Source organism: Stenotrophomonas forensis (genome assembly GCF_028752115.1).
Classification (GTDB): domain Bacteria; phylum Pseudomonadota; class Gammaproteobacteria; order Xanthomonadales; family Xanthomonadaceae; genus Stenotrophomonas; species Stenotrophomonas forensis.
Genome location: NZ_CP082270.1, coordinates 4520358 through 4538290, shown reverse-complemented (window position 1 = coordinate 4538290; position 17933 = coordinate 4520358). Strand labels below are relative to the sequence as shown.

Sequence of the window (17933 nt, the reverse complement as noted above, 5' to 3'; positions counted from 1 at the left end):
TCCCGAGGTTGCCGGCCAGCGGCCGGCACGACCAGCCTCCGCCACCTACGACAATTCCTGGGTTTGGTAGAGCCGGCCGCTGGCCGGCTGCACACGTGAGCGATCCCCAGGTTGCCGGCCAGCGGCCGGCACGACCAGCCTCCCGCCTACGACCAATAGGTGGCTGACAGCCCGCACCCCACCGCCCAGAATCGGTCCATCGAACCTGGGAGGGTAGGCGATGGCCTCGACGGCAGCAGTACAGGACGGCTGGATGGCGCGCGCTGCATTGCGCTCGGCCGCCTGGGCGGAAAAGTGGTTCCCCGATGCGTATGTGTTCGCGGTGCTGGGCGTGGTCATCGTTGCGCTGGCCGCGATGGGCTTCGGCTCGACCCCGCAGGCTACCGCCAGCGCCTTCGGTGACGGCTTCTGGAGCCTGATTCCCTTCACCATGCAGATGGCCTTCGTGGTCATCGGTGGCTATGCCGTGGCCACTGCGCCGGTGGTCGCGCGCTTCATCGACTTCCTCGCCCGGGTGCCACGCACCGGCCGTGGCGCGGTGGTGTACGTGGGCCTGGTCAGCATGCTGGCCTCGCTGCTCAGCTGGGGCTTCTCGCTGGTGTTCGGCGGCCTGCTGGTGCGGGCGCTGGCGCGCCGTACCGAGCTGCGCATGGACTACCGCGCGGCCGGTGCGTCGGCCTATCTCGGCCTGGGGGCGGTGTGGGCGATGGGGCTGAGTTCGTCGGCCGCGCAGCTGCAGGCCAACCCGGCCAGCATGCCGCCGGGGCTGGTGGAGATCACCGGCGTATTGCCGTTCACCGAAACCATCTTCCTGTGGCAGTCGATCGCGCTGACCGCGGTGCTGATCCTGGTCTCGCTGCTGATCGCCTGGTTGACCGCGCCGGCCGCCAGCAGCGCCCGCACCGCCGAGGATTTCCCTGGTGCCGCGCAGGCCGAGCCGGAACCGCTGCAGCGACGCACGCGCCCAGGCGAATGGCTGGAGTACAGCCCGCTGCTGACCGTGCTGCTCTCGCTGCTGGCGTTCGGCTGGCTGTTCAACGAGTTCGCCAACAAGCCGGTGGTCACCGCCATCGCCAACCTCAACACCTACAACTTCCTGTTCATCTCGCTGGGCCTGCTGCTGCACTGGCGGCCGCGCAGCTTCCTCAACGCGGTGGCCAAGGCGGTGCCAAGTACCACCGGCGTACTGATCCAGTTCCCGCTGTACGGCGGCATCGCCATGATCCTGACCCACGCTGCCGGCGGTGACGGGCAGACGCTGGCGCACCGGTTGTCGAGCCTGTTCGTGCACGTGGCCAGCACCGATACCTTCGCCCTGGTGATGGGCGTCTACTCGGCGGTGCTCGGCTTCTTCGTGCCGTCCGGTGGTGGCAAGTGGATCATCGAGGCGCCGTACGTGATGCAGGCCGCCAACGAACTGAAGGCGCACCTGGGCTGGGCGGTGCAGGTCTACAACGCGGCCGAAGCGCTGCCGAACCTGATCAATCCGTTCTGGATGCTGCCGCTGCTGGGCGTGCTCGGCCTGAAAGCACGCGACATCGTCGGCTTCACCTTCATCCAGCTGCTGGTGCACATCCCGCTGGTGCTGGGCCTGCTGTGGCTGCTGGGCATGACCCTGGCGTATGTGCCGCCGGTGATGCCTTGAATCCAGTGCAGGTGTTCCTGCAGCAGGGCACAGCCGCCACGTTCAGCGCGCGTTCCCGGCCGCGGCAGCCATGAATGCGCGTTGCCCCGACGCGGGCATGAGCACATGCCGAACCCGCATGAATCCTTCATGGGCTTGTGCTGCAAGGGGCTTGGCGTGTTCATTCACGCGCGTACACACAGATGTAGCCGCCCACGCACGCGTGATTAACCAATCGCTGCAGACGATGGCCCCGTCCACCGCATTTCGCGCGTGGCTTTCGGAGAACGGACATGGCACAGCAGAACCAGAACCCGAACCAGAAGCAGCCGGGCCAGCAGAACCAGCAGGATCAGCAGCAGGGTCGTCGTGACCAGCAGCAACAGCAGCAACAGGATCAGCAGCGCAAAGAGCGCAACCAGCAGCAGGGCGGCCACGACGAAGAAGAATGACCACGCGCGGTACGCGGCGTGACCGGTGAAGCCCCGCCTGGTGCGGGGCTTCGCTTATTCCAGCACGCCGATACGCTGCAGCACCGGCGCGGCCGACATGTCGTTGGGGTTGGTGCCGGGCTGATCCTGCGGAACCTCCATGCCCATGCCGTGGTACAGGTCCACCCAGTGCTGGGCGATCTGCCCGGTCTGCGGATTGCGGAAGTTCATCGGCTGCAGCGCGAACACGTGATGCGCGCGGAAGGCGCGTTCGATGAAGTCCGAGCAGTAGTAGCTGTCCTCGTTCAACACGTATGACGTGTTGTACGGCTTGCCGAGCATGGTGCGTGCGGTGGCGACCGCATCCTTGATGGTCGCCTGCTGCGGCGCACGCAGGCGATAGACCACGATCTGCCGATGCTTGGCACGAGCGTCCTGGCGGAACGCGGACAGCGACTGCCGGCGCGAGCCCTTCTCGTCGGCGTGCAGTACTTCCCAGCCCTTCGGCGCGGAAGCGACCAGCGCGACGTGATCGAAGCTGGGCGCGCCCTGCTTGCCGGTGGCATCGTCGATGGCCGCGCTGAGGCCGCTGCGGCCGGCGGTCACGAACAGCAGGTCGCCTTCGCGGACATCGACGGCCATCGCCACGGCCGGCCATAGGGCGGGCAGCAGCAGGCCGATCATGAGCAGGAAGCGATGCATGGAATTCTCGGACGGGCGGAATACGGGAAGTGTAGGGTGCGCGGTAGCATGGGGCGACCCAACCGGATTCAGGATGAGCCCATGCGTCGATACCGTTCTGCCGCAGTGCTGGCGCTGGCCTGTGGCGTGGCGCTGGTTGCCTGCACGCCCGAGCCGCCGCCAACGCCCACGGAAACCGCACCGGCCGCCCCCGCGCCGGCATCCACGGCCGCAGCAGTTCAACCTGCGCCGGCGCCGGCCAGTGCTGAATGCCCTTATCCGCAGTTCGATGCGTTCCTGAAGCACTTCGGCCACGAGATCGCGCTGCAGGAAAAGGCCACCGCCGACTCATTGCTGGACAGCTACATCGATGCCGAGGCCGAGCCGGAACCGCGCAAGGTCGAAAGCCGGCTGGCACTGGCCGACGTCGAATGGCCGGTGATGCCTGATCCCGCCGCGCTGGCCGGGCAGGGGCGCGAGATGCAGGTCAGTGCGCTGGCCGATGGCCAGCGCCAGGTGCAGATCCGCACGCCGGACAGCAGCGACCAGCAGACCTACACCTTCGCGCAGGCGCCGTGCTGGACGCTGGTCAAGCGCGAGGACGAGTCGATCTGAAGGACGCCTGATCCGGCACAGGCGCGGGGCGGCAGCGGCTGCTAGGCTCAAGGCCTGGTCCAGGCAGGGAGACGCCGATGCAGGCTCGCAGGATGCGCACTACCGCAGTCGTTGCCGTGATTCTGGCGATGGCCCCTCTTGCCGGTATCCGGGCGGAATCGCTGCAGGCCGATGATCGTGCCTACTTCGCCGATGCGGCGGCCGAGCAGCGCGCGCGTGATGCGCTGGAGAAGCAGCTGGAGGCCCTGCAGCATGCGGCCGGCATTGCGCCCGCGCAACGTTTCCAGCAGGCCGAGGCCATGCAGGCACAGTGCCTGCGCCATCATGCCTACCTGCACCTGCAGGCCGCCCGCAACGCGCGCGACCACCGACCGGCACAGGCGCTGGACCAGGTGATGGGGCTGTGCAGCCGCATCGCCCGAACTGCTCGCGCTGCACTGCGTGAGGCGCCCGTTGACGCCGAGTGGACAGCACCGTATGCGTTCCTGCGCGCGCGTGCACTGAAGGAAGCCGCCGTCCCGGCCGATGCCGCGCTGGATGAGGCGGTGGACGCCCTGGCGGATCCGGCGCTGGACAGCTTCGCGCGCCTGCGTGGGCAGATCCTGCGCAGCGCCGAGTACCCGCAGATCGAGCGCGATGGACGGCACTGGGATACCGGGCACGACAAGCAGGCGCTGGCCCGGCATCCGGACCGCGCGCTGCGCGAGGCCGGTTGGAAGGGCTACTGGCAAGGTCTTCAATCACGCCGGGAGCCGATGGCCTCGGTACTGCTGGGGCTGGTGCAGGTGAACGATGCCGCCGCACGCCTGCAGGGCGATGGCTCGGCCCCGGCGCGTGGTTACCAGCGCATGGGCCTGGATACATCGGCGGTGGATGCGACGTTGCTGGCAATCGAACATCATGCTGGCGATCGGCGTGGCTACCAGAACATGCTGCTGCGCCACGCCGCGCGCTCGGGCATCGATGCGCCGCAGCTCTGGGATACCACGGTGCCCGATGCCGGATACACCCCGCCGGTGCTGGCGCTGCCGCAGCTGCGCGACACCGCCGCCGATGCCATGCAGCACCTGGGCCCGGCGTATGTTGGCGAGCTGCGCGCGCTGCTCGATCCGGCCAACCGGCGCATGGACCTGGCCACCGAGCGCGGTGACCGCAGCCTGGATGCCTTCCCGGTGAGCGCACCTGGCGCACCGGCAATGCTGTTCGTCGGCGTGCGCAGCGGCGAGCTGGAGAGCGATGTCGAGATCGCGCACGAAGCCGGTCACGCGCTGCATGGCGAGTGGATGCAGCGTGGCCATGCGTCGCCGCTGCAGCGCAATGGCAGCCCATGGCTGACCGAGGCGTTCGCCATCTACAACGAACTGCGCTTCCGCGACCAGCTGTACCAGCAGGCGCAGGACCCGCGGGCCAAGGCCTACTACCTGAAGTCGCTGCTGGACGACATGGTGCTGCAGCTGTTCACCTCGTCCGAGGAGGCGCAGCTGGAGCAGTCGATCTACCGGGGCGTGGCCGACAACACGCTGGGTACCGCCGATGACCTGGATGCGCTGACCGGCCAGGTGCTGGCGCGCTTCGGCCAGGATCCGGAGCACTATCCGCAGCTGCGCAACAGCTGGATCGGCAAGCGCCTGATGTATGACGACCCGAACTATCTGGTGAACTACCTGTATGCAGGGCTGTTGGCCGTGCAGCTCTACGTGCAGGACCAGCGCGACCCTGAGCGGTTCCGTCAGCGCTATCTGGCCGTGCTGGGCGAAGGCTTTGATCGCGCGCCGAACGAGCAGGTGGCACAGCTGCTGGGGCAGGCGCCGGATTGGCCGGCCCTGGTGGATGCCGATCTGCAGGTGTTCAACCAGTTGGCCGCACAGCTGCGGGCATTGCATGCGCGGATCGAGCAGGGGCAGGGAGCATGAGCGGGCTGCGCGCGGTCAGGCGGAGCTGGGCCACGGTAGGGCTGTTGCTGCTGTGCCTGTTGCCGATGATGGCGATGGCCGCCGTGGCGGTGCCGGCGCTGGATGATCCGGTCGTGGACACCGCCCATGCGCTGTCGGTGGACACCCGCAACGCGCTGCGCACGCAGGCGCTACAGCTGCAGGCGCGTACCGGCGCGCAGTTGCAGGTGCTGGTGGTCGACCAGGTTGGCGACGAGGGCATCGAAGCCTATGCACAGCGGGTGTTCGAGCAATGGCAGCTGGGCCGCGCCGGTGTCGATGATGGCGTGCTGCTGCTGGTGGCCGTGCAGGACCGCCGCGTGCGCCTCCAGACCGGCTATGGCCTGGAAGGTGCGATTCCCGATGCCTATGCCGCACGCATCATCGACAAGGCGATCGTGCCGCGCTTCCGCGAGGGCGACCTCGACCAGGGGCTGCTGGATGGAACGAAGGTCGTGGTCGCGCTGATTGATGGCGAGGCGTTGCCGGGCTGGGAAGACCCGTCGGCACGCAACGTGCTGCCGCCGGACTGGCGCAGCGCGGATTCGGTGGTTGCCCTGTCGCTGCTGGCCGGCTTCCTCGCCGGGCTGTGGCGGTCGCCGCCCTCGCGGCCCGAGGCAAGGACGCCGGACGACTTCGCGCGCAGGCATCGCCAGCGCCGGCGCGGAACATCGCGTGCGGCCGCCACGCCGCAGACACGACCGAAGCGGTTACCGGCCTGGGGCCGCCCGGTGCTGGTGACTGCGGTGATCGCCGCCGGTGTGCTGGCGGCGGCGCTGTGGGCACCCCGCCAGGCAATGGCGGCGCTCTGCTTCGTGCTGGCGCTGTGCGTACCCGTGGCGAGCCTGCTCGGCTGGTGCTGGCGCCGCAGCCGGGGCCTGCGCGTTGTATTGCTGGGCCTGCTCGGGGCCAATGGGGTGTTTTTCGGGGTGATGCTGCTGCGGGGCCAGTTGCCGCCCAGCCTGGCCCTGCACGTGTTGCTGGACCTGGCCGTGGGCATTGCCGCGATGCTGGTGTTTTTCATCGTACAGGCCGGCCGCGCGCGCTGGCACAAGGATCGCGGCAGCTTCGCGGTACGGTTCACGGTGTTGTTGCTGCTGAGCGCCGGCTACGCACTCTTCGCACTGCTGGCCATCGATCGGGCCGAGCCGGCGGCGCGCCTTGCGGCGACGATCGGGTGGAGTGCGGGCACGCTGGTGCTGTATTTCGTGTGGATCTTCACCCTGCTGCCGGCTGACAGGGCACGCGGCGGCCTGCGCTCATCCGGTGGCTCTCGCAGCGCGTCCAGCAGTGCGTCGTCACGTTCATCCTCGAGCAGTTCCAGCGATTGGTCCGGTGGCGGCGGGCGCAGCGGCGGCGGTGGCGCGTCGGGCAGCTGGTAGTTCAGGCAGCCTGCACCCGCCACCCCAGCGAAGCGTCTTCCACAACACCCGCGCCGCCTACATCGCCGACCTGCAGCTGCAGGCCCTGCGCGTTGGGCAGATCCTTCTGCTCGGGGAACCAGCGGCGATCGGCCGCCACCACGATCAGCAGGCCCTCGTCGTCGCCCATCGGCGCGAACTGCGGCGACGGCGGGCTGATCGGCTGCAGGCCGAAGCGCTGGCTGGCCTGCTCGCGCACGCTGTCGACATCGTGGCTGGGCAGGCCGACTTCGCTGAGGCAGGTCAGCTCGCCGCCGTGGAAAGCGCCTTGGCGCGTGCTGCCCGGCAGGCGGCGGCGTCCGATCAGTTCCAGGATCAGGCCATCGGGACCGGTGAAGTACACCGACTGCGATTGCCAGCTGCTTTCCAGCGCGAAGTAGTCCAGTCCGACTGGATTGCGTTGCAAGGCGGTGCGCTCGCGCAGCCAGGCCATCGCCTCGCCGAAGCGGTTGTCGGGCACGTTGAAGGCCAGGTGCACGCCGCCGACCGGATGATCAGCGGCGGGCTGCAGTTCGATCGTGCTCCAGCCGACGTGCACGTGGTTGCCGACCACGCGCTGCTGCAGCACGTCGTGGAAGTACGCGGCGACGGTGGCCACGTCGGACACCGGCAGGGTCAGGTGGAGCAGGCGCATGATCGATCCTCGGTGGAGCGCATGCGCCGAGTTTAATCCTGCGGGGATTGCGCACGCGTCACCGTAGGTGCAACGGTTCGTTATCGTGCGGCTCACCCAGCGCAGCGTCGAAGAACCCCGTCGCTGCATCCACCGTCCGCCGGTGGGTTCCCGCCGTTGACGTCGCAGCGGTGCACAGGTCCGGTAGCCGCTGCACGCCGGCAGCCGTACAGGTGGACAGGAAATCGTAGTGGCCGACATCCGCCAGGCGCAGCAACGTCGCACCCGGAATCAATGCCTGTGCGGCTTCGCCATTGCTCGTCGGCGGGGCAACCTTGTCAGCATCGCCCAGCACGATCGACACCGGCAGCTGCAACGAGGACAGCTGCCCGGGCGCGAACGCCTGCACGATCGCGGGCGCCAGCAGGAACACCGCGCGCACGCCGGGAAGGGCGCGCGCGTCGTCAGAGTGGGAGATCCAGGGGGCCAGTGCAGGGGAGGTCGCGGCGGCCAGGCGCGCTTCCATGGTGTGCGTGGCGGCCTCCTGCTGGGGCCGGCAGACGCCGTCATCCGGATGTGCACGGCAGAACGCCAGCAGCCGTTGCAGGTCGGGTCGTGCACCGGCGGCCAGCAGCGCGGTGTAGCCACCGGCCGAGAACCCGACCACCCCCAATCGACCGCGATCGACGTGTGCACCGAGCACCGGATCGGCCTGTACCGCCGCCAGCGCAGCGCGTAGATCATCGGCACGCAACCAGCTCAGCACGCTGCCCGGCAGGGTCATCGGATCGGCACCGTTGTTGCCCGGATGATCGACCGCGATCACCAGATACCCGGCGCGCGCCAGCGCCGTGCCCAGCCAGCCCATCATGCGCGCGCTGCCGCCATTGCCATGCGAGAACAGCAGGGTTGGCAGGCGCGTGCCCGCAACCGGTGCATCCAGCGCTGCACGTCCGACGTCGAACAGGGGCGCATCGGGCGGGCCGATGGTCAGCGCGGTTTCGCGGCTGCCGGCCTGTGCCGGATACCAGACCGTGTAGCGCAGCGCGTCGCGGTGCTGCACATCGCGCACCGCGGCGCTGTCCACCGTCGTGGTGCCGTGGCGCTCGCCGGCCAACCCGGTTTCGTCGGCGGCGGCGACAGTTGCCAGGCCCGTCAGGATCATTCCCAGCACAGTGGCCTTCATGCGCATCTTCAACTCCATGTCAGCGAGGGCGTTGGTCCACCGGCAACCAGATTTCCACGCCACCATGGCCGGTGTGCTCATCGAAGCGGGCGTCGTAGCGTTCCAGGTCCGGCGCATCGGCCAGGCTCAGGCCCGAGTGGGGAAGGTAGTGGTCCAGCAGCCAGAACCAGGTGGAGCGGATGCTGGAGATGTGCCCGCCGTGCCAGGCCACCAGATAGCGACGCGCGGGCACCGTGACCCGTTGCCAATGCGCGGGTACCGTCGATCGCGCGCTGGCCGGCAGTGCCGCGATGTAGTCGAAGCCGCCGTCGTCATCGCTGTTGCAGCACACGCCGAAGCTGATCGGCGCCGGCGTTGGCCATTCGCGGTTGAGCTGCGCCCACTGCCCGGGAATCGCACCGCTGCTGTCACGGGTGTGGCGCATGCCGATGCCAGCGACCTGGAAGGCGGGCGTGTCGAGCAGGCGCGGGGCTTCCGTGCAGGCGGCCGGCGCTTCATCCACGCGTATTGCCTGCACCAGTGCCAATCCAGCGATGCCGTTCTCGCGTACCCGCTCCGGCGTCTGCCCGAACTGTTCGCAGAAGGCGCGGGTGAACGCGGCATGGGTGGTGTAGCCCGCCGCCAGTGCCACCGACAGGATGTCACCCGCACCCTCGGCCAGTCGCTGCGCGGCGGCGCTCAGGCGCCGCCCCCGCAGGTAGCGCACCACCGAGGTGCCGGTGCGGGCCTGGAACAGGCGTGACAGGTGGAACGGCGAAAGCCCGGCCGCCGCTGCGATATCGGCCAGTGCCAGCGGTGAATCCGCATGCGTTTCGATGTACCACAATGCCTTGCCTGCCGCGCTCATCCGCCGTTCCCTGAAGCCGATGCCAGGCACAGTAGCGGATCGCGTGGCGCTTCGTTTAGCAGTTCTTGCGCCGCCGGGGCTTTGCCTCTTCCAGCACACCAGCAACAATGTGCGCTTCATGGACGAGATCAGGAGCAGGAAGATGCGAACGACGGCGTGGGATGCCCGGCCAGTGGAGCCCGGCCGATGATCGAGATGATCCAGATGCTGCTCATGCTCTGGGTACTGCCCAGTCTGCTGACCCTGGCGCTGCTGCTGCTGATGTTGTTCGGCGCACCACGGTGGCGCGGCAATCCCTGGGTGTACCGCGCCGGCTTCGCGTTGCTGGGCGCGTGCCTGACACCGACGTTGTTTGCGGCTGGTCACGGTGGATTGCCGTGCGCGACCATCGGCGGGCTGGTGATGATACTGACGCAGCTGCAGTGGATCGGCGATCTGCAGGCCGACGTCATGGGCATCGGGATTCGCAACAGGGGCATCTGGATCATGTCCACCCCCGCCCTGGTGGTGTTCGCCGCCCTGATGTTCGTTCCGCTGCGAACGGCGCGGCCGGCCCGCTTCGGCTTTGGCGACGACGGCAACGGCTAGCCCCAGTACGCGGGAATGGGGCCTGGGGTGGCGTTCGCCATCCACGCATGGCGTGGATCTGCTGATGGGTTCTGGTAGGGCCAACCTGGGTTGGCGCATCAAGCTGTCGTACTCACGTCATGGCTCCTTCACAGATCGCGCCGAGACTGCGCGCCTTGTCCAGCCCTGTTGTGCCTGCGCAGGTGCTGGCCCTGTCGTGCCTTTCCGGAGCCCTGCCGTGCATCGTTCGAAGCTTTCGCGTTCCATCCTCCTTGCCCTTTCCATGGCCAGCGCAGGAGGCGCGATCGCAGCGGAGGCCGATGCGGTCGATGCCTCGGCAGGCAGCCGCGCGGCGCCCACCCAGCTCGATGCGATGCTGGTCACCGGCACCCGCGCCTCCAACCGCACCCAGTTCGAAACGCTGGCGCCGGTGGATGTGTTCACCAAGGAAGACATCAAGTCGGTTGAATCCACCGACCTGAAGGACGTGCTGGCCCAGCTGGTGCCGTCGTTCGTGGTGCAGCGCCTGCCGATGGCCGATGGCCAGGTGTTTGTGCGCCCGGCTACCCTGCGTGGCCTGTCGCCAGACCAGACGCTGGTGCTGGTCAACGGCCGCCGTTTCCACCGCAGCGCGTTGCTGGGCAACCGCGGTGCGCAGGCGGCCGACCTGGCGCAGATTCCGACCAGTGCGATCAAGCGCATCGAAGTGCTGCGTGATGGTGCCTCGGCGCAGTACGGCTCGGACGCCATCGCCGGCGTCATCAACATCATTCTCGAGGATGGCCCCGGTACCGAGATCACCGCCGGCTATTCGCAGTATGCGCAGGGCGACGGTGCCTCGCGCGACTTCAGTGCGCGCACCGGCTGGTCGCTGGGTGACTACGGCAGCCTGGTGCTGTTCGCCGAATCGTCCAATTCCGATGCCACCTCGCGCACCCGCCAGCGCCCGGATGCCATCGCCTTCCAGGCCGCACATCCGGACCTGGACGTGCCCAATCCGGTGCAGCGCTGGGGCCAGCCGGATCTTGAAAGCCGCCGTGTCGGCTTCAACGTGAAGGCCAACGCCAGCGACACGCTGGAGCTCTATGCCTTCGGCCTGTACAGCCACAGCGATGGCGTCAGCGATTTCAACTGGCGCAACCCCGATACCACCACCGGCGCCTACCGTACGACCACGATCTTCCCCGGCTGGAACCTGCGCTCGATCTATCCGGTGGGCTTCAGCCCGCAGTACGGCAACACGCAGAACGACCTGCAGCTGGTCGGTGGCCTGCGTGGCGAGATCACGCCCAAGCTGCGTTGGGATGTGAGCGCCTCGTACGGTCGCAACGCCATCGACTACAGCCTGAAGAACTCGATCAATGCCTCGCTCGGCCCGGCCAGCCCGACCGCGTTCGATCTCGGTCGCCTGACCCAGACCGAGAAGAACGCCAACGCCGACTTCAACTACGAGTGGGACGTGGCCGCGCTGGCCAAGCCGATCAACGTCGCCTTCGGTGGCGAGTTCCGCCAGGAGACCTACCAGGTGCGCGCAGGTGATCCAGCGTCGTACGCGGTCGGCCCGGGTGCAGCTGCTGGCCTGGAAGCCAATTCCAACGGCGCGCCGGGCTTCTCGGCCAGTCAGGCCGGGCAGTGGAGCCAGCGCAGCAAGGCGGCCTATGTGGATATGGAGGTGCCGCTGGGCGAGCGCTGGAGCATCGGCGCGGCCAGCCGCTATGAAGACTTCTCCAGCTTCGGCAGTACGCTGGACGGCAAGCTCTCGGCGCGCTTTGCGATCACCCCGGACGTGGCCTTGCGCGGTACCGTGTCCACCGGCTTCCGTGCACCGACCCCGGCGCAGCTCAGCACCACCAGCACCACGCAGGGCCTGGACACGCGCACGCTGCAGATCTTCACCAGCGGCCGCCTGTCGCCGAATGATCCGCTGGCCCAGCTGCTCGGTGCCAAGCCGCTCAAGCCGGAGGAATCGCGTACCGCCTCGCTGGGCCTGACCTGGCGCACCGACCTGGGCCTGTCCGGCTCGGTGGATGTGTACCAGATCAAGCTCACCGACCGCTTCAGCCAGTCGGCCAGCTTCGCCATTCCGGCCGGCACGCCCAATCCGCTGGGTTATACCTCGGTGAACTATTTCACCAACGACTTCGACACCACCACCACCGGCGTGGACGTGGTCGGCAACTACCTGCGCGACCTCGGCGCGGGCCGCATGACGCTGACCCTGGCCTACAACTACAACCGCACACGCGTGGACAACGGCAGCACCTCGGTGGCCACCAACGAGACCCAGCGCGTGCTGTTCGAAGACCGCCTGCCCGAGCACAAGGGCAGCCTGACCGGCAGCTGGGACATCGGCGCGTGGTCGCTGATGGCGCGCATGCGCTACTACGGCGCCTGGACCGACTCCAGCGGCAACGCAGTGGGCGACATCTACCAGCGTTTCGGCGCGATGAGCTTCCTCGACCTGGCCGTGGGCTATCGCATCAACGAGCACCACAGCCTGCGCGTGGGCGCCGACAACGTGTTCGACCGCTACCCGGATGAGGCCACCTTCCAGGCCAGCCGTGGCCTGGTCTATTCGCGCAACGCGCCGTACGACACCGATGGCGCCAACCTCTACGCACAGTACCGGTTGAGCTTCTGATGGACCGTACCCGTCGTTCCCTGCTGCGTGCCGGCACCTTGCTGCCGGCCGCCGCCGTGCTGCCTTCACTGCCTGCCCAAGCGGCCGCGCGCTACGCTGGGCCGATGGAGATTCCTGCGAAGACCGTGGCACCGGAAGAGCTGGCCCACGATGAAACCTACTGGTCCGCGGTGGCCAGTCACTTCGACATCACCGACGAAGTGAACCACCTGGAGAACGGCTACTGGGGTGCGATGGGGCGCGAGACGCTGGCCAGCTACCAGCGCCACACCGCCGAGGTGAACCGTGGCAATGCGTGGTATGGCCGCCGTGAATTCCCGGCGCAGTACATGGCGGTGCAGCGGCAGGTGGCCGAAATGCTGGGCGTGGCGGCCGACGAGATCGCGCTGACCCGCGGCGCCACCGAGGCGATGCTGGCCCTGATCGGCGGCTACAACCGCCTGCAGCCCGGTGACCAGGTGCTGTACGCCGACATCGACTACGACAGCATGATCGGCGCGATGCGCTGGCTGCAGCAGCGTCGCGGCGCGCAGGTGGAGCGCATCGCACTGCCGGCAGTGCCAGACCACGCGCAGATCCTGCAGGTCTACGAGGCCGCGTTCGCGCGCCTGCCGCGGCTGAAGCTGGTGCTGCTGACCCAGGTCAGCCATCGCCACGGGCTGGTGCTGCCGGTGGCGGAGATCGCCGAGCGTGCGCAGGCGCGCGGCATCGATGTGATCGTCGATGCGGCACATGGCTTCGGCCAGATCGACTATGCGGTGCCAGACCTGAAAGCCGACTTCGTTGGCATCAACCTGCACAAATGGATCGGTGCACCGGTCGGCGTTGGCGCGATGTACGTGCGCAAGGGCCGCGTGGCGGATCTGGACCCGTACATGGGCGAGACCGACGATGGCCGCGTGGGCAGCCGGGTGCACACCGGCACGGTCAACTTCGCCGCCTACCTGGCACTGCCGGAAGCGATCGCATTGCACCAGCGCATCGGTGCGGCCAACAAGCAGGCGCGCCTGCGCTACCTGCGCGAGCGCTGGACAGAGCCGGCACGGCAGATGGCACATATCGAAGTGCTGTCCTCGCCGGACCCGGCGCTGGCCAGTGCGCTGGCCAGCTTCCGCCTGCGCGGGCGCACCAGCACGGCCGACAACATCGCGCTGCAGAAGCGCCTGCTGGACGAGCATCGGGTGTTCACCACGCACCGCGACGGGCTTGATTCCGGCGCCTGCGTACGGGTGACGCCGTCAGTGTTCACCCGGCCGGAGCAGATGGATGCATTGGTGAAGGCTTTGGCGGCATTGGGGTAGTGCCGGCCGCTGGCCGGCAACCTCATGATCCGTGCACGCCGTTGCCGGCCAGCGGCCGGCACTACCAGGCCTACCGCTCGATTGCCGGCAACGCATCGGACAACAGCAAGCGGTCAATCCGCCGCAGCGCACTTTCCAGTTGCCGGCGGTCCGCCGCCAGCCCCAGTGACAGCCGCACGCCGTTCTGATGCAGCACCCCGGGCGGGCAGAACGCCGATGAGGGCGCAATGGCCAGCCCCTGCAGCTGCGCGGTGCGTACCAAGGTGGCATCGGTCCAGGGCGCCGGAACCCGGCACCAGGCATGCAGGCCTTCGGCGCGCTGCAGCAGCGACGGTGCCAGCAGATAGCGCGCCATGCGCATGCGCTCGCGCGCCTCGCTGCGTACCTGCGCCAGCAACGATTGCGCCGAGCCATCCAGCAGCAACTGGCTGGCCAGCGCCGACACCAGCGGATGACCCATCAAGCGGGTCGCCCGCAGCGCGGCCGTCATCGACTCGGCATGCGCCGCATCCGGGCATTGCACGAAGGCCGTGCGCAAGCCTGGGCTGATCACTTTCGACAGCGTGGCCACGTAGAACACGTGGCGTGGGGCCAGGGTTGCCAGCGCTGTCGGCGCGTCCTCGGCGAGGTGCCAGTACGGATCGTCTTCGATCGCCAGCAGGCCTTCGCTTTCCAGTACGCGCGCCAACGCTTCGCGCCGCTGCAGTGGCAGGGTCAGCGCCGTCGGGTTCTGGCAGGTCGGATTGAGATAGACCAGCCGCGCGCCGCTTTCGCGAGCCTGCCGGGCCAGTGCCTCGGGGCACATGCCGTGTTCGTCGCTGTCCACTGGCAGCAGGCGCCGGCCCAGTGCGGCCGCTGCCTGCAGCAACCCCGGGTAGACCAGCGTGTCGCACAGGATCGCATCGCCATCGCGGCTCTGGCTGAGCAGGATCGCCGCCAGCGCGACCTGGGCGCCTTCGGTCAGCAGCAGGCAGGCGTCGTCCACGGTGCCCAGCATCGGCCGCAGCCAGCGCGCCGCCGCATGGCGATCGGTCGGGTTGCCGCCGCCCAGGTGGTAGGTCATCAGGTTGGGCGCGTTGCTGCGCGCAAGTACGGCGGCGGCGCCACGGCGCAGCGTCTCGGCCAGTGCATCGGCATCGGGCACCGGCGGCACGTTCATGCTCAGGTCCACCACCTGCTCGAAGCCGGCCTTGGGCGGTGCGATGAAACTGCCCTGCGGACCGCGCGCCTCGATCAGGCCACGCTTGCGTGCTTCATCGAAGGCACGGGTGACCGTGGTCAGGTCGACGCCGAGCTGCAGCGCCAGTGCGCGCTGCGAAGGCAGGCGTTGTCCTGGTGCAAGGCCGCCGCGACGCACCGTGCGTTCCAGCGAATTGACGATGCGCAGGTAGATCGGCCCAGTGTGCGCGAGCACGTCCTGCACCCATTCGCGGGCTGCGACATCCGGTCGCGGCATGTAGGGAGCATGTCGGGGCGTATCGTTGCTTCCAACGGCGGGAGCCTGTCCATAACCATCGGTCGGTTCGGGCAGGTGACCGCCGTTGTTGTTTACGGCGGTCGCGCCGGCCAGTCTCGGTGAAGTCATTGCGCGTCCTCAGCGCGGGGCGTGCCAGGGGCAGTAACAGCCCACGGCAAGCAGTCCTTTCGGGCGTACGGTTTCGCCGCGCACCAGTTTGTCCAGCAGCGGTTCGACGAAGCTGTTGGCCGAGTTGCAGACCATGCCGATGCTGTACGGGCCGGCATACGCCAGGTGGCCCTGCCGGTCCCAGATCGCCACCGCAGGGCTGGCCGGAATGTGTTCGATGCCGTCGATGGTCGGCAGCTGGATCACCTTGCTGCGCAGCGGCTCGGGCAGTTCGCCCTCGGTACCGGGGCGGCGGATCGCATAGAAGTCGATGCCGGCGCGGCGGTACATGCTGATCAGGTAGCTCAGGTGTGCGCCGGTTTCGCGGTTGCAGACCGCGCAGGCCGGGTCCCAGAAATGCACCACGCGGATGCGGCCGGTATCGCCGGCCAGATTGGCCGGCAGGCGCAGCTGCGAGTCGTCGAAGACGATGGCCTGTTCGGTGAAGGTGGATTGCGCGCCGTAGCCGAAGTACTGCCACAACGCCGCCGCCACGCCGGCCATGAACAGGCAGGCGAGGGCGATCATCGTCGGCAGCAGCCAGCGGCGCGCGCGCGGCGCGGCTGCGCCCATCAGGACGCGTCTCCGCCGAACTTGTGCACGTACTGCTTGCGCATCTCGCGGCAGGAGTCGGCCTGCGCGCGGCGCTGGATCTCGCTACGCGCCGGATCCTCGCTGCGCTGCACGCACTGCTCGATGGCGTGGCGCTCGGCGGCCTGCACATCCACGGTCTGCGGCTGCAGGCAGACCCAGGCCAGCGCGGCCAGCATCAGCACCACAAAGCCACCGCACCCGGCCATCACCAGGTGGAACTTCAGTTTCTCGGCGCGCATCGACGCTCGTCCCTTCATCCATACATTGCATACAAAATATCATCTTGTATGGATGGCGCGCCATGCGCACGGTTCAGACGATGGCGCTGTGCCGCGCTTCGGGGGCTTCGGACAGGATCTCATTCAGCTTGGCCAGCGCCCCGGCCAGCGCGCCCTGGTCAACCGCGCCGCCCAGCGACAGGCGGATCGCGTTGCCCGGTGGCGGTTCCTCCACGCTGAAGGCATCGGAGCTGGCGATGCCCAGGCCTTGTTCCTGCGCGGCCTGGATCAGCCGGTACTGGTCCAGCCGTGGCGGCAGCGGCAACCAGACATGCAGGCCGGCCGGATGGGCGCGGGCACGCGACGGCAGGTACTGCGCGGCAATCGCCTGGCGTTCGCGCAGTTCCTGCTGGAAGCGCTGCACCATGTCCTGGGCCTGGCCGCTGCGGATCCATTGCGAGGCCACGGCCACCATCGACTGGGTCGGCATCAGCGCGATCGCGCGCAGCGCATCCAGCACCGGTTCCATCGGCTCGCCGGCCGGCACCACCAGATAGGCGGTGCGCAGGCCCGGCGCCAGGCACTTGGACAGGGTGGAGATGTAATAGACCGGGCAGCCGGCGTCGCGGTGGGCGGCCAGCGGCGGGGCGGCGTCCCCGGCCAGCAACCAGTAGGGATCGTCTTCGATCACGGTCAGATCGTGGCGCTTTGCCACCGCCAGCAGCGCCTGCCGGCGCTGTGCCGACATCGTCGCCGTGGTCGGGTTCTGGATGGTCGGCACCAGGTACAGCAGGCGCGGGCGGCGCAGCTGGCAGGCTTCTTCCAGCGCGTCCGGCAGCATGCCTTCGGCGTCCATCGCCACCGGCACCACGCCCCGCTGCAGCACGCGCGCGGCGGCCAGCAGCCCGGGGTAGGTCAGCTGTTCGGCGGCGATCAGCTCGCCCGGCTGGGTACGGGCCAGGATCAGTGCACATAGCGCGGTCTGCGCACCGGGGCAGATCACCACCTGGTCGGCCCCCACGGTGCCCAGCATGGGCGCCAGCCACTGCACGGCGGCGGCGCGGTCCTCACGGGTGCCGGCACCGACGTGGTAACTCATCAGCTCGCCCTGGCCCAGCTGCTGGCCCACGTGCTGGAAGCCGGCTTCCATGCCCTGCGCGAACGGGGCGCTGCCCAGCAGCGGCGGGATGTTCATGCTCAGGTCGACCGAGGTGCTGCGGTTGCCGGCCGACAGTGCAATGAAGGTGCCGCCAGCGCCCTGCGCATCGAGCAGGCCGGCCTGGCGAAGTTCGGCAAAGGCGCGGGTGACGGTGGTCAGGTCCACGCCCACCTGTTGGGCCAGGTCGCGCTGCGGCGGCAGGCGGTCGCCGGGGCGCAGCACGCCGTCATCCACCGCCTCGCGCACCTGCTGGGCAATCTGCAGGTACAGCGGTCCGGCGCCCTCGCGGAAGGGGCGAACCCAGGTGCGGTTGGGATGTTTCAGGCGGCGGCCGGCGGCAGGAGGCGTCATCGGTCAGATTTTTCCATACGTGCAGATGCACAAGTCCATACAATCATGTATCTTGTATGGGCTTGATTGGAGTGGATCGCCTCCTTGTAGGCGATCTCGTACCCACAGTGTAGCCGCTCCACGCCCGGG

Annotated in this window: 16 protein-coding genes; 8 read left to right on the top strand and 8 right to left on the bottom strand. The window is 68.4% G+C overall.

The window, feature by feature from the left end:
* Positions 1–220: 220 nt before the first annotated feature.
* Entirely contained in the window at positions 221–1645 is a 1425-nt protein-coding gene (locus tag K5L94_RS20790; RefSeq protein ID WP_274511289.1) for a short-chain fatty acid transporter, read from the top strand.
* Between the two features lie 272 nt (positions 1646–1917).
* The gene (locus K5L94_RS20785) at positions 1918–2076 is read left to right on the top strand and encodes a hypothetical protein (RefSeq protein WP_014038817.1); all 159 of its coding nucleotides are present in this window, start codon (positions 1918–1920) and stop codon (positions 2074–2076) included.
* A gap of 54 nt (positions 2077–2130) precedes the next feature.
* On the opposite strand, the gene K5L94_RS20780 is transcribed toward K5L94_RS20785, so the two are convergent.
* On the bottom strand, positions 2131–2757 hold the full coding sequence (locus tag K5L94_RS20780; protein WP_164087528.1) for a YiiX/YebB-like N1pC/P60 family cysteine hydrolase: 627 nt from the start codon (positions 2755–2757) through the stop codon (positions 2131–2133).
* Between the two features lie 81 nt (positions 2758–2838).
* Here K5L94_RS20780 and K5L94_RS20775 point away from each other — a divergent pair, with 81 nt between their 5' ends.
* From K5L94_RS20775 to K5L94_RS20765, 3 genes are all read left to right on the top strand, one after another.
* Positions 2839–3351, top strand: a complete 513-nt coding sequence (locus K5L94_RS20775; protein ID WP_274511288.1) for a hypothetical protein — start codon at positions 2839–2841, stop codon at positions 3349–3351.
* A gap of 77 nt (positions 3352–3428) precedes the next feature.
* On the top strand, positions 3429–5264 hold the full coding sequence (locus K5L94_RS20770; protein WP_053451055.1) for a M3 family metallopeptidase: 1836 nt from the start codon (positions 3429–3431) through the stop codon (positions 5262–5264).
* The gene (locus K5L94_RS20765) at positions 5261–6664 is read left to right on the top strand and encodes a TPM domain-containing protein (protein ID WP_180878843.1); all 1404 of its coding nucleotides are present in this window, start codon (positions 5261–5263) and stop codon (positions 6662–6664) included. Before K5L94_RS20770 ends, K5L94_RS20765 begins: the two co-directional genes overlap by 4 nt.
* 1 nt (position 6665) lies before the next feature.
* Here K5L94_RS20765 and K5L94_RS20760 read toward each other — a convergent pair whose 3' ends face one another.
* Genes K5L94_RS20760 through K5L94_RS20750 form a run of 3 tightly spaced genes read right to left on the bottom strand, consistent with a single transcriptional unit; the run spans position 6666 to position 9349 of the window.
* Complete coding sequence (locus K5L94_RS20760) at positions 6666–7337, bottom strand: VOC family protein (protein ID WP_274511287.1); 672 nt, start codon at positions 7335–7337, stop codon at positions 6666–6668.
* Between the two features lie 58 nt (positions 7338–7395).
* Complete coding sequence (locus tag K5L94_RS20755; RefSeq protein WP_274511286.1) at positions 7396–8508, bottom strand: alpha/beta hydrolase family protein; 1113 nt, start codon at positions 8506–8508, stop codon at positions 7396–7398.
* A gap of 13 nt (positions 8509–8521) precedes the next feature.
* Positions 8522–9349 (bottom strand): AraC family transcriptional regulator, encoded by an 828-nt coding sequence (locus K5L94_RS20750; RefSeq protein WP_274511285.1) that lies wholly within the window; start codon positions 9347–9349, stop codon positions 8522–8524.
* A gap of 186 nt (positions 9350–9535) precedes the next feature.
* Between K5L94_RS20750 and K5L94_RS20745 the strand changes: the two genes are divergently transcribed.
* The 3 genes from K5L94_RS20745 to K5L94_RS20735 all read left to right on the top strand — a co-directional run bounded on the left by K5L94_RS20745 (position 9536) and on the right by K5L94_RS20735 (position 13858).
* Positions 9536–9937, top strand: a complete 402-nt coding sequence (locus K5L94_RS20745) for a hypothetical protein (RefSeq protein WP_274511284.1) — start codon at positions 9536–9538, stop codon at positions 9935–9937.
* Positions 9938–10154: 217 nt separating this feature from the next.
* On the top strand, positions 10155–12557 hold the full coding sequence (locus K5L94_RS20740) for a TonB-dependent receptor plug domain-containing protein (RefSeq protein WP_274511283.1): 2403 nt from the start codon (positions 10155–10157) through the stop codon (positions 12555–12557).
* Positions 12557–13858 carry an aminotransferase class V-fold PLP-dependent enzyme gene (locus K5L94_RS20735; protein ID WP_274511282.1) on the top strand — a complete coding sequence of 434 codons (1302 nt, stop codon included), beginning with the start codon at positions 12557–12559 and terminating at the stop codon, positions 13856–13858. The genes K5L94_RS20740 and K5L94_RS20735 overlap by 1 nt, the downstream gene beginning before the upstream one ends.
* Positions 13859–13928: 70 nt before the next feature.
* Here the strand turns inward: K5L94_RS20735 and K5L94_RS20730 are convergent, their stop codons facing one another.
* Genes K5L94_RS20730 through K5L94_RS20715 form a run of 4 tightly spaced genes read right to left on the bottom strand, consistent with a single transcriptional unit; the run spans position 13929 to position 17804 of the window.
* Positions 13929–15443 carry an aminotransferase-like domain-containing protein gene (locus K5L94_RS20730; RefSeq protein ID WP_053451048.1) on the bottom strand — a complete coding sequence of 505 codons (1515 nt, stop codon included), beginning with the start codon at positions 15441–15443 and terminating at the stop codon, positions 13929–13931.
* A 9-nt stretch (positions 15444–15452) separates the two neighbouring features.
* Positions 15453–16055, bottom strand: coding sequence for a DUF6436 domain-containing protein (locus K5L94_RS20725; protein ID WP_053451047.1), 603 nt, complete (start codon positions 16053–16055; stop codon positions 15453–15455).
* Positions 16055–16333 (bottom strand): hypothetical protein, encoded by a 279-nt coding sequence (locus K5L94_RS20720; protein ID WP_232281358.1) that lies wholly within the window; start codon positions 16331–16333, stop codon positions 16055–16057. The genes K5L94_RS20725 and K5L94_RS20720 overlap by 1 nt, the downstream gene beginning before the upstream one ends.
* A gap of 55 nt (positions 16334–16388) precedes the next feature.
* Positions 16389–17804, bottom strand: a complete 1416-nt coding sequence (locus K5L94_RS20715; protein ID WP_274511281.1) for an aminotransferase-like domain-containing protein — start codon at positions 17802–17804, stop codon at positions 16389–16391.
* Positions 17805–17933 lie beyond the last annotated feature (129 nt).